The sequence below is a fragment of the Actinomycetospora flava genome, from assembly GCF_037400335.1.
Lineage (GTDB): Bacteria > Actinomycetota > Actinomycetes > Mycobacteriales > Pseudonocardiaceae > Actinomycetospora > Actinomycetospora flava.
Window position 1 is genome coordinate 68,657 of record NZ_JBBEGM010000014.1, and the last position, 11,205, is coordinate 79,861.

Consider the following 11,205-nt stretch of genomic DNA (forward strand, 5'->3'; position numbering starts at 1 on the left):
CCCGCCGGCACGGTCGGGTCGGTGGGTGACGGGTCGGCGAGGCCGTCCCCGCTCGCGTGCCCGTTCGTCCGCAGCACCGCCGCCGGTTCCACGGCCGGGCGCGCCTCCCCGCCACCCTCCATCGCGTCCACGCGCGCCCGCAGCGCGTCGACCTCCGCGGCGAGGCGTTCGAGCGCCCAGTCGACCTCACTGCACTTGTAGCCGCGCAGTGTCTGCTGGAAGCGCAGGTCGCGCACGTCGCCGCCGGTGAGGTCGCGCGCGGGCAGCCGCGTCGGCGTCGCGCCGGGCGGCATCGGGGCCAGCTCCTCGCCGCGGCCGAAGACGAACGCAGCGAGCAGGTAGACCGCGGCGGCCACGAGGCCGACCACGATGACGTACACCAGCGCACTGCCCATGGGCCCGATCGTAGGTGCCGACCCCGAACGTCTCCGTCAGCTCCCGGTCGCCCGCAGTGTCGCGAGCGGCGGGCGGTCGGTGGTGGCGACGGTCTGCTCGTCGGGGAGCCAGTCGCCGTCGACGGGGACGAACTGCGTGAGCGGGTCCGCGCCCGGGTGCCCCGGCACGCACCGGCGCACCACCGCGTCGAGCACCTCGGCGGCCGTCGCCCCGAGCGCGCGGAGCGTGCGGTGGCGGTGCTTGCGGACGCCGAGGTCGACCTGGGCGATCGCGTCGAGCCCGCGCTCGCGGTGGGTGTCGAGCAGCAGCCCGATCTCGACGCCGTAGCCGGCGGCGAACGGCAGCGACTCGAGCAGCTCGCGGGTCGCGGCGTACTCGCCGCCGAGCGGCTGCACCACCCCGGCGAGCTCGGGGCGCAGCGAGGCGAGCGCCGGGCGCGCGGTGAGCTCGGTGACCCGCCCGCCGCCGGTCAGCACGGCGTCGTGGTCCGCCATGCGCAGCGGCCGCGCGTAGAAGCCCTTGACCAGCGCGACGCCGTCCACGGTCAGCAGCGGCCCGAGCAGGTTCACGACGAAGTCGGGGCCGAGGTCGACGAGGTCGGAGTCGAGGAACACGACGAGGTCGCCCGACGTCGCGGCGAGCGAGCGCCACAGCACCTCGCCCTTCCCCGGTCGCACGGGCACACCGGGCAGCACCGCGTCGCGGGACACCACGCGCGCCCCGGCCTCCCGGGCGCGCGCCACCGTCGCGTCCGTGGAGCCCGAGTCGACGACGACGATCTCGTCGACGAGCGTCCCCAGCAGCGGGCGCACGGCGGCGACGACCCCGCCGACGGTGGCCTCCTCGTCGAGCGCCGGCAGCACCACCGACACCGTCCGGCCCGCCTTCGCGGCGACCAGTCCGCCGGCGGTCCAGGGCGGCCGTGACCAGGTCCGGCGGGCGAACCAGTCCTCGGTCCCCGCTCTCACCCTGCGTCGCTCCTCGTCTCTGGGGGACCCTGGAGATCGTGTATCAAGACGGCATGGCGAGCGCCGCGGCCGATCCCACCCTGACGCACATGGTGCTCCGCGGGCGGCACCTGCGCCGTGACCGCGCCCTCATCATGGCGATCGTCAACCGCACGCCCGACTCGTTCTACGACCAGGGCAGCACCTGGGCCCCGGAGGACGCCCGCAAGGCGATCGACGACGCGGTCGCCGCGGGCGCCGACGTCGTCGACCTCGGCGGCGTGCCCGCGAGCCCCGGCCCCGACGTGTCGGTCGCCGAGGAGCTGGACCGGCTGCTGCCCACCCTGACCTGGACCCGCGAGCAGCACCCCGAGCTCGCGATCAGCATCGACACCTACCGCGCCGAGGTCGCGCGGGCCTGCCTCGAGGCGGGCGCGGACCTCGTCAACGACAGCTGGGCGGGCTGGGACCCGGACATCCTGCCGGTCACCGCCGCCTACGGGGCGGGCTATGTCTGCGCCCACACCGGCGGGCTCACCCCGCGCACCGACCCGGTCCGCCCGACGTACGACGACGTCGTCGGCGACGTCGTCGAGGTCACCACGGCGCTGGCCGAGCGGGCGGTCGCGGCGGGCGTCCCCCGCGAGGGCCTCCTGCTCGACCCGACCATCGACTTCGGCAAGAACACGCTGCAGAGCCTCGAGGTGCTCCGCGGGCTGCCGCGTCTCGTCGCGACCGGGACGCCGGTGCTGCTCGCGATGTCCAACAAGGGCGTCGTCGGCGAGACGCTGGACGTGCCGCTGCACGGGCGCCTCACGGGCACGCTCGCGGCGACGGCGCTCGCCGCGGCGGCCGGGGTGACGATGGTGCGCGCCCACCAGGTCGAGGAGACCCGCCAGACCCTGGAGATGGTGGCGAGCGTGCTCGGCGACCGGCCGCCGTCGCGCGCGGAGCGCTGGATGTGATGCAACAGGTCTGGCCGCCGCCCGTGGCGGAACTGGACGACGCCGCGCTCGAGGAGCTCTACACCTACCCCGCTGGTTCTGCGCTCCGGGACTCCTGGCTCGCGGTGAACTTCGTCAGCTCGCTCGACGGCGGCATCGAGGTCGAGGGGCGCTCGGCGGGCCTGTCGACGCCGGCCGACCGGCGGGTCTTCGCGCTGGCGCACGACCTCGCCGACGTCGTGCTGCTCGGCGCGGGCACCGCCGTCGCCGAGGACTACCCGGGCCTGCGCCCCGACGCCACGACCGCCGCGCGGCGCGCGCGGCACGGCCTGGCCCCGGTCGCGCCGCTCGCGCTGGTCACCTCGGGGTCGTCGCTGCCGGCGGACGCCACGAGCATCGTCGACGTCGCGGTCCCCTCGATCGTGGTGACGAGCGCCGCCGGCGCCGGGAAGCGGCAGGCCTGGGAGGACGCGGGCGCGGAGGTGATCGTCGCCGGTGAGGGGGACGTCGACCTCGCCGACGCGGTCGCGCAGCTCGCCGCCCGCGGCCTGCGCCGGATCGACTGCGAGGGCGGGCCGGGGCTCGTCGGCACCCTGCTCGCGTGCGACCTCGTCGACGAGATCCGCGTGAGCTACGCGCCGTTCGCGGTCGCGGGGCACGCCGCGCGCATGGCCCGCAGCGCCGAGGCCCTCAGCCCACCGGCGCGGTTCGACGTCGGGTCACTGCTGGTCGACGACGGCACGCTGCTGGTCCGCTACCTGCGGCGTCGCTAGGGCGTCGAGCGCCTCCGCGACGGTCGTGGTGCGCACGACGCCGGCCATGCCGCGCGCCGACACGAACCCGCTGCCGACCAGGCTCTCGAGCCAGCTGAACAGCGGGTCGTAGAAGCCGTCGGGGTCGAGCACGACCACCGGCTTGTCGTGCATCCGCAGGTAGCCCGACGTCCAGGCCTCGAACAGCTCCTCGAGCGTGCCGAGCCCGCCGGGCAGGGCGAGCACCGCGTCGCTGCGCGCGTCCATCTCGCCCTTGCGGGTGCGCATGTCGGCGACGACGACGAGCTCGTCGGACTGGTCGTCGGCGACCTCGTGGGCCACCAGCGCCTCGGGGATGACGCCGACGGTGCGCGCGCCGCCCTCGCGCGCGGCCCGGGCGACCGCGCCCATCATCGACACCCGTCCGCCGCCGGAGACGAGGCTCCACCCGCGCGCGGCGATCGCGGCGCCGACCTCGCCGGCCAGGGCGATGAAGGGCTCGGGGACCGGCCCCGACGCACAGAACACGCAGACCGCGAACGGCCTCATGAACCGACGACCTCGCGGAAGCCCTCCTCGACGATCTTCACGACCTCGTCGATGTCGTCGGTGAGGTGCACGAGGTCGACGTCGCGCTCGCTGATCGTCCCGGCCTCGACGGCGGGGCCCTTCAGCCACTCCAGGAGCCCGCCCCAGTAGCGGGTCCCGAGCAGGACCACCGGGAACCGCGTGACCTTGCCGGTCTGCACGAGCACCAGCGCCTCGAACAGCTCGTCGAGCGTGCCGAACCCGCCGGGCAGGCACACGAACGCCTGGGCGTACTTGACGAACATCGTCTTGCGGGCGAAGAAGTAGCGGAACCCGACGCCGAGGTCGACCCACGGGTTCAGGCCCTGCTCGAACGGCAGCTCGATGCCCAGGCCGACCGAGAGCCCGCCGGCCTCGGACGCGCCGCGGTTGGCGGCCTCCATCGCGCCCGGACCGCCGCCGGTGATGACGGCGTAGCCGGCGCGCACCAGCGCCCCGCCAAGCTCCATGCCGAGGGCGTAGTCGGGGTGCTCGCGGGGGGTGCGGGCCGACCCGAACACCGTGACCGCGCGCGGGATCTCGGCGAGGACGCTGAAGCCCTCGACGAACTCGGCCTGGATGCGCTGGAGGCGCCAGGCGTCGGAGTGCACCCAGTCGACGGGACCGCGCGAGTCGAGCAGGCGCTGGTCGGTCGTGGAGCTCAGTCGGGCCGGGTCGCGGTGCTCCGGGCGACGGCGGTCGATGGTCGTCGGGCGGGGCGCCGTCGCGTCCTGGCCCGCCGGGTCGTCGTGGAGCATGCCGCCGAGCGTAGGAGCACCACCCGAACGGGGCCGGGCCGCGGGGCCAACGGTTTGCGCCGGGCCGCCGCGTGGCACGCCTGTGGTTGAAAGACGAACTTCTTCTCGAGGGAGGCATGCACCGTGGCGACGGTCACGCCGAAGGTCGCGATCATCTACTACAGCTCCACCGGCACGATCCACTCGCTGGCCCAGGACTACGCCAAGGGGCTCGAGGGCGCGGGCGCCGAGGTGCGCCTGCGCAAGGTGCACGAGCTGGCGCCGCCGGAGGCCATCGCGTCGAACGAGGCCTGGGCGCAGCACGCCGAGGCAACCGCGGACGTCCCCGAGGCCACCGCCGACGACGTGCTCTGGGCCGACGCGGTCGTGTTCGGCACGCCGACGCGCTACGGCAACGTGGCCGCGCAGCTCAAGCAGTTCATCGACACGCTCGGGCCGCAGTGGGCGCAGGGCCAGCTCGCCGACAAGGTCTACTCGGGCTTCACCTCGACCGCGACCGCCCACGGCGGTCAGGAGTCGACGCTGCTCGCGCTCTACAACACGATCCACCACTTCGGCGGCGTGCTCGTGACCCCGGGCTACACCGACCCGATCCAGTTCCAGGTCGGCAACCCCTACGGCCCGTCGCACGTCGACGGGCAGGGCTCGATCCCGATCTCCGAGGAGACGCGCCGGGCCACGCAGTACGCGGGCCAGCGCATCGCGACCGTGACGCGCCAGCTCGTCGCGGGCCGCAGCGAGGTCGCCGCGATCTGACCGAGGGACTCCCCGGGTGCGTCGGGGGCAGCGAGGGTGACCCTCGCTGCCCCTACGCGCGCGTCAGGTAGGTGCGCAGGGTGTCGCAGGCGTCCGAGATCGCCCCGACGGGCACCGACTCCTCGCGGGTGTGGGCGAGGTTCGGGTCGCCGGGGCCGAAGTTCAGCGCCGGGATCCCGAGCGCGGCGAAGCGGGCGACGTCGGTCCAGCCGTACTTGGCGACGGGGGTCGTGCCGGTCGCGCGGACGAAGTCGCCGGCCGCCGGGGCGCTCAACCCCGGCAGGGCGCCCGGGGCGGCGTCGGTCTCGGTGAGCGCGAAGCCCGCGAGGACGTCGGCGACGTGCGCGCGGGCGTCGTCGAGGCTGCGGTCGGGCGCGAAGCGGAAGTTGACGGTCACCTCGCACGCGTCGGGCACGACGTTGCCGGCCACGCCCCCGGCGATCTTCACCGCCTGCAGGCCCTCGCGGTAGCGGCAGCCGTCGATGTCGACCTCGCGCGCCGTGTACTCCGCCAGCCGGGCGAGCACCGGCGCGGCGGCGTGGATCGCGTTCTCCCCCAGCCACGACCGCGCCGAGTGCGCCCGCCGCCCGCTGGTGCGCACCACCACGCGCAGCGTGCCCTGGCAGCCCGCCTCCACCTGCCCGGAGGTGGGCTCGCCGAGGAGGGCGAGGTCGGCGTCGAGCCAGTCGCGGTGCTCGCGCTCGAGGCGCCCCAGGCCGTTGCGGGAGGACTCGATCTCCTCGCAGTCGTAGAGCACCAGCGTCACGTCGTGCGCGGGCTCGGTCAGCGCAGCGGCGAGGTGCGTCATCACCGCGACCCCGGACTTCATGTCGCTCGTGCCGCAGCCGTAGAGCGTGGCGCCGTCGCGCCGCGAGGGGACGTTGTCGGCGATCGGCACAGTGTCGAGGTGCCCGGCGAGCAGGACCCGGCGCGGGCGCCCCAGCCGGGTGCGGGCGAGCAGGGCCTGCCCCGAGCGCAGCAGCTCCAGGTGCGGCGCCTGGGCGGCCAGCGCGGCCTGCACGGCGTCGGCGAGCGCCTCCTCGTTCCCGGACACGCTCGGCACGTCGACGAGAGCGGCGGTCAGCGACACGGGATCGGCCAGCAGGTCGAGGGTGACGGGAGGAGCGCTCACGCGGCCCGAGGCTAACCGGGTGGTCGGTCTGCTGGAGTGAGCCGTCGTCTCATCGAGCGGTGGGCCGACGTCCGAGAACGACGAGCGCAACGACGACGAGGACGATCGCCAGCACCGGTACCGCCGACCGGAGCAGGGCCAGCAGGAGTGCCGCGGCGGCCGCTCCGACCACCACCGCCGCCAGTTGCTTCAGGGCCGCCACCGGTCCGCGCGGGCCGCCGGTGACGAGCGCCGCGACGGCGCCGGTCAGCGTGCCGGTCAGGTAGGTCGTCGACTCCCCCAGCCGCAGCGCGATGCTGCTCTGCCCGCCCATCGCGACTGCGGCGCCGGCGAGGAGGACCAGCGCTGGGGCGGCGAGGACCCACCCCACCGCCAGGGCGGCGAGCACCGCGAGCTCCGCCCCCAGCGGCCACCCGACGGCCTGCGTCCGCCGCCGCCACGCGAACGACCACACCGCCACCCCGGCCGCGAACCCGAGCACCGCGACGAGCGGCGGCCACAGCGCGGTCGCGTCGCCCCGCCCGGCGGCGCCGCCGACGGTGACGAGGTTGCCGGTGACGACCCCGGCGAACGGCCCGCCCAGGCTCGTCACGGCCCACAGGTCGACGACGCCGGACGCCGCCGCGAGCAGCGTCGAGGCCGTCGCGACCCGGGAGGCCGCGCGCCCGGCGACGAGCTCGGTCACGTGCGCCTCCTCGGGTGTCGGCCGGATAGCCTGGCGCACGATGAGCACTCCCGCTGCCCCGCGTTCCTCCCGCGCCGTCGGCGTCGGCCTCGCCACCGTGGCCCTCGACGGCACCGTCCTCGACACCTGGTATCCGCTGCCCGAGCTCTCGGACGCCGCGGACGGGATGGCCGAGGAGCCGGGCACGGTCGTCGTGCCCGCCGGCGAGCTCGAGCCCTCGCTGGTCGAGGCGCTGGGCCCCGACGAGGCGCGTGGCGTCGAGGTGGTCGCGGTGCGCACGGTCGCCGACCTCACCGGCCCGCCCGCGTCGGCCTACGACGTCTACCTGCGCCTGCACCTGCTGTCCCACCGGCTGGTCACCCCGCACGGCGTCGACCTCTCGGGCATGTTCGGCCTGCTCGCCAACGTCGTGTGGACCAACCACGGCCCGTGCCCGGTGCCCGAGTTCGAGCGGGTCCGCGCCCGGCTGCGCGCCCGCGGGCCGGTCACCGTCTACTCGGTGGACAAGTTCCCGCGCATGGTCGACTACGTGATCCCGTCGGGGGTGCGGATCGGCGACGCCGACCGGGTGCGCCTCGGCGCCCACCTGGCCAGCGGCACCACGGTCATGCACGAGGGCTTCGTCAACTTCAACGCCGGCACGCTCGGCACCTCGATGGTCGAGGGTCGCATCTCCGGCGGGGTCGTTGTCGGCGACGGCTCCGACGTCGGCGGCGGTGCCTCGATCATGGGGACGCTCTCGGGCGGCGGCAAGGAGGTCATCTCGATCGGCGAGCGCTGCCTGCTCGGCGCCAACGCCGGCATCGGGATCTCGCTCGGCGACGACTGCGTCGTCGAGGCGGGCCTCTACGTCACCGCGGGCACGCGGGTGACGCTGGACGACGGCAGCGTGGTCAAGGCGGCCGAGCTCTCCGGGCGCTCGGGGCTCCTGCTGCGCCGCGACTCGGTCACCGGTGCCGTGCACGCCCTGCCGCGCACCGAAGGCGCGAAGGTGGAACTGAACGCGGCGCTGCACGCGAACGACTGATCCCGCCGTGGCGGGTGGCGACTGATCCCGCCGTGGCGGGTGGCGACTGATCCCGCCGTGGCGGGTGGCGACTGATCCCGCCGTGACGGGTGGCGACTGATCCCACCTTGACGGGTGGCGACCGATCCCGCCCGAGCGGATGGCGGCTGCGCCGGGGCGGCCGCGCGGCGATGGGCGACTGATCCCGCCGCGCCGGGGCGGGCGCGCCCTCAGAAGGGCGGCGGGTCGTCGGGGTCGTGGCGGGCCGGCGGTTCAGGGGCGGGTGGGGTGCTGGCCTTGCCGAACTTGGCGGCGAAGCGTCGTCGCCAGTCGTCGAGGTACTCGCCGTCGGTGTCGGCCCGGCCGTCGTCGGGGAGTGGTCGCGGGCGCTGCGCCGGGCTGGGTGTCGGGAGTGGTCGCAGGATGCGTGGTGGCCGGGTGGTGTGGGTGATCCCGGCGCGGGTGCGGATGACGAACCAGCCGGGTAGGGGTTGGCGCACGTGCCAGCCGGCGTGGTGTTTGGCGCGGTGGTCGTGGCTGCACCAGGCGCCGAGGTTCCAGGTCACGGTCGGGCCGCTGTGGGCGTGGTCGCGGGTGTGGTCGATCTCGGCGCGGTGCGCGGCGCGGCGACACCACGGGACGATGCAGTGCCGGTCGCGGGCGCGGGTCCAGCGCTCGGCCTCGGCACCCGGCCGCCGACGCAACCAGTCGGCGGGCCCGCTGTCGGCGTCCGGGGGCAGCCCGAGCCGCCCGGTGGTCTCGAGGTCGGTGAGCCGGGCGTGGAGTTCGCGCAGCAGCGGACCCCACAGGCCGTGATCGTCGGGGTCCAGGGCGGCCAGGAGTGTCGTCGGAACGTGGAGTTCGACGATGGCCCCGGTCCGGGTCGCGCCCGGTGCCCGCCCCCGCACCCGTGCGTGGTTGCGGGGGCGGGTTGGTCGGCTGCGGGCGAGCAGGACGTGCTGGAGGTGCCCGTCGTCGTCGACGAGCACGACCCGCCACTCCCCGCGGTGGCGTTGAGCGATCAGGTCGCGGGCGATCTGGGCGGTGACCGCCCCGAAGCCGGGCACGGTGGCGGGGTGTTGGTCGAGTCCGAGCGCGGTGGTCAGCCGGAGGCGGATCTCGACGGTGCCGTGGCGCACCCGCCCGGCCCGTGGCACCACCGGCTCGGGCTCGACCGGCTCGGGCTCGACCACCGGATCGGGTAGTCCGTTGAGGTCGAGGACACCCTGCGCGGCGGGTGAGCCCGGCGCGGGCAGCGCGAGGTCGAGGTCGTGGCGGCCGCCCGGCCCGTCCTCGTCGGAGTCCTCGTCGGAGTCCTCGTCGGAGTCCTCGTCGGAGTCCTCGTCGGAGTCCTCGTCGGAGTCCTCGTCGGAGTCCTCGTCGGAGTCCTCGCCGGAGTCCTCGCCGGAGCCCCCGTCGGAGCCCCCGTCGGAGCCCCCGTCGGGGCTGGGCCCGCGGTCCTCCGGCCCGTCGCCAGGGTCGCCGGTGTCCGGGCCATCGTCGTCGGGCCCGTCGTCGGGCCCGTCGTCCGGTCCGTCGTTCGGCCCGTCTTCGGGGCCCTCGCCATCGGAGTCGGGACCGTTCGCGGCGTGGTACTCCGCGGTGAGCAGGGCGACCACTTCCGGGTCGGTCATCCCGGCGGTGGACCCGTTCAACAGCCGCATCCCGACCTGCATCCGCAGCCGGTTGATCGGGGTCAGCACCCCCGCCGCCCGAAGCTGCGCCGCCACCGCCTCCACCCGCGAGGTCGACGCGATCCCCTCCAGAGACGGGGCGTCGACGAACGACAAGGTCGCTGTCCCCGACGGGTTCGCCCGCAGCTCCAACCGCCCGCGCGCCTCCGCGCGCCGGCGGCGCCGCTCGGCCCACTCCGGGTCGAGCGCCAGCGCAATCTCGGTGACCCGTTCGCGCAGCGCCATCACCGGCAACCCGCCGGCCTCGTCGAGCACCTCGGCCACCGCGAGGCGGGCGTGGTCGGCGGACAGATCAGCCACACACTCGCTGATCGCGCGCACCTTGGACTCGTCCAACACGCCGCGCCACAACGCCGCCCCCAGCGCCGGCAACCGCGAGAACAGATCCTCGGCCAGCTCCAGGCGCCGCGAGGCCATGGTGCGTGAACAGCCCAGCACCCCGGCGACCTCGTCGCCGGAGAACTCATCCGAGCTCGGCAACCGCCGCGGGCGCCCGTCGGGGTCCTCCACCGCCAGGCCGAGCTCGCGCAGCCCGGCGAGTAGCTGGGCCTCGGCGCGGTTGTGCACCGCGAACCGCGCCCGCACGTAGGCGGCGAGGTCCTCACCCGTGAGCGAGGTGGGATCGACGCCGTCGAGCACCCCCACCAGATCGGCATCCGGCGCACGACCCGACAGCCGGGCCGCCAGCCCAGGCCGCTGATCCTGCTCCACGCTCACGGGAAGAACGCTAGAACCGACCCCCGACAACGTCGCCCGAGAAAGCGCAGGTCACCGCAAGGGTGCAGGTCACGGATTGGTAACGATGGAGGAGGTGGCCCCCGCCGCGGCGAGCGCGTGGCGTTACGGACACCCAACGTCTGCAGCGCCACGCCGCTGACACTCCGCGCGCCCCGGGGCCCGACAGCGAGCGGGTGGACCGGGGACAGGGCGCCGCCGCGGCGCAGGGTCCGCGACAGGCGCGCACTGCCGGCGCGCTCATCAGCGCCATCGCCCGGCTCCGCGGGCAGGCCGCCCTCACCCCGTGCCGACCACCTCCCGGAGGTGATCGCGAGCGCGGTGTGGAACGACTCGTAAACTGGGCGTGTGGACGTCGAGGTGACCCGGCTGCCCGGCATCGGCACCAAGCAGGAGTTCGACACCGCGTCCGGGCGGCGGATCGGGGTGCTGACCCACCGCGACGGCCACCGCGAGCTGCTCGTCTCGGCGCGCGAGGACCCGGACGCCTGCAGCGCCTCGGTGGCGCTGTCGGACGCGGAGGGCCAGGCACTCGGCACCCTGCTCGGCGCGCCCAACCTCGTCGCCCAGCTGCAGGACCAGCAGCGCGAGGTCGAGGGCATCAGCACCGCCCAGTTCCCGGTCGGCGTCGGCTCGCCCTACGACGGCCGCACGCTGGGCGACACGGCGATGCGCACGCGCACCAGCACCTCGATCGTCGCCGTCGTCCGCGACCACGTCGTGTCGCCGTCGCCCGGGCCGGACTTCGTGTTCCGCGCCGGCGACCTCGTCGTCGTCGTCGGCACCGGCGAGGGGCTCGGGCAGGCGGCGGCGATCCTCGAGGGCGGCTGACC

At 75.2% G+C, this 11,205-nt stretch carries 11 protein-coding genes and 1 pseudogene; 5 read left to right on the forward strand and 7 right to left on the reverse strand.

From position 1 onward, the window contains the following. Positions 1 to 116: 116 nt before the first annotated feature. A pseudogene (locus tag WCD58_RS27300) lies at positions 117 to 395 on the reverse strand (DivIVA domain-containing protein); the annotation flags it as partial. A 36-nt stretch (positions 396 to 431) separates the two neighbouring features. Next, entirely contained in the window at positions 432 to 1,364 is a 933-nt protein-coding gene (locus WCD58_RS27305; RefSeq protein WP_337706260.1) for a glucosyl-3-phosphoglycerate synthase, read from the reverse strand. Positions 1,365 to 1,417: 53 nt separating this feature from the next. On the opposite strand from WCD58_RS27305, the gene folP reads away from it, so the two are divergent. Both folP and WCD58_RS27315 read left to right on the forward strand, forming a co-directional pair. Further along, the gene (folP, locus tag WCD58_RS27310; protein ID WP_337706261.1) at positions 1,418 to 2,308 is read left to right on the forward strand and encodes a dihydropteroate synthase; all 891 of its coding nucleotides are present in this window, start codon (positions 1,418 to 1,420) and stop codon (positions 2,306 to 2,308) included. After that, the gene (locus WCD58_RS27315; RefSeq protein ID WP_337706262.1) at positions 2,308 to 3,060 is read left to right on the forward strand and encodes a dihydrofolate reductase family protein; all 753 of its coding nucleotides are present in this window, start codon (positions 2,308 to 2,310) and stop codon (positions 3,058 to 3,060) included. Before folP ends, WCD58_RS27315 begins: the two co-directional genes overlap by 1 nt. Here the strand turns inward: WCD58_RS27315 and WCD58_RS27320 are convergent. Both WCD58_RS27320 and WCD58_RS27325 read right to left on the reverse strand, forming a co-directional pair. Continuing rightward, positions 3,007 to 3,588, reverse strand: coding sequence for an LOG family protein (locus WCD58_RS27320; protein ID WP_337706263.1), 582 nt, complete (start codon positions 3,586 to 3,588; stop codon positions 3,007 to 3,009). The two genes, WCD58_RS27315 and WCD58_RS27320, sit on opposite strands and share 54 nt — an antisense overlap. Next, a complete protein-coding gene (locus tag WCD58_RS27325) occupies positions 3,585 to 4,364 on the reverse strand; it encodes an LOG family protein (protein ID WP_337706264.1) in 780 nt (259 codons plus the stop codon). The genes WCD58_RS27320 and WCD58_RS27325 overlap by 4 nt, the downstream gene beginning before the upstream one ends. A 123-nt stretch (positions 4,365 to 4,487) precedes the next feature. On the opposite strand from WCD58_RS27325, the gene wrbA reads away from it, so the two are divergent. Further along, a complete protein-coding gene (gene wrbA, locus WCD58_RS27330) occupies positions 4,488 to 5,120 on the forward strand; it encodes an NAD(P)H:quinone oxidoreductase (protein ID WP_337706265.1) in 633 nt (210 codons plus the stop codon). A gap of 52 nt (positions 5,121 to 5,172) precedes the next feature. Here the strand turns inward: wrbA and dapE are convergent, their stop codons facing one another. Both dapE and WCD58_RS27340 read right to left on the reverse strand, forming a co-directional pair. Then, positions 5,173 to 6,252 carry a succinyl-diaminopimelate desuccinylase gene (gene dapE, locus WCD58_RS27335; protein ID WP_337706266.1) on the reverse strand — a complete coding sequence of 360 codons (1,080 nt, stop codon included), beginning with the start codon at positions 6,250 to 6,252 and terminating at the stop codon, positions 5,173 to 5,175. A 49-nt stretch (positions 6,253 to 6,301) separates the two neighbouring features. Further along, positions 6,302 to 6,937 carry a DUF1275 family protein gene (locus tag WCD58_RS27340; protein WP_337706267.1) on the reverse strand — a complete coding sequence of 212 codons (636 nt, stop codon included), beginning with the start codon at positions 6,935 to 6,937 and terminating at the stop codon, positions 6,302 to 6,304. Between the two features lie 40 nt (positions 6,938 to 6,977). On the opposite strand from WCD58_RS27340, the gene dapD reads away from it, so the two are divergent. Further along, a complete protein-coding gene (dapD, locus tag WCD58_RS27345) occupies positions 6,978 to 7,964 on the forward strand; it encodes a 2,3,4,5-tetrahydropyridine-2,6-dicarboxylate N-succinyltransferase (protein WP_337706268.1) in 987 nt (328 codons plus the stop codon). Positions 7,965 to 8,173: 209 nt separating this feature from the next. Here dapD and WCD58_RS27350 read toward each other — a convergent pair whose 3' ends face one another. Further along, positions 8,174 to 10,354 carry an HNH endonuclease signature motif containing protein gene (locus tag WCD58_RS27350; protein WP_337706269.1) on the reverse strand — a complete coding sequence of 727 codons (2,181 nt, stop codon included), beginning with the start codon at positions 10,352 to 10,354 and terminating at the stop codon, positions 8,174 to 8,176. Positions 10,355 to 10,720: 366 nt separating this feature from the next. Here WCD58_RS27350 and WCD58_RS27355 point away from each other — a divergent pair, with 366 nt between their 5' ends. Continuing rightward, positions 10,721 to 11,203 (forward strand): cation:proton antiporter regulatory subunit, encoded by a 483-nt coding sequence (locus WCD58_RS27355; protein WP_337706270.1) that lies wholly within the window; start codon positions 10,721 to 10,723, stop codon positions 11,201 to 11,203. Positions 11,204 to 11,205: the final 2 nt, after the last annotated feature.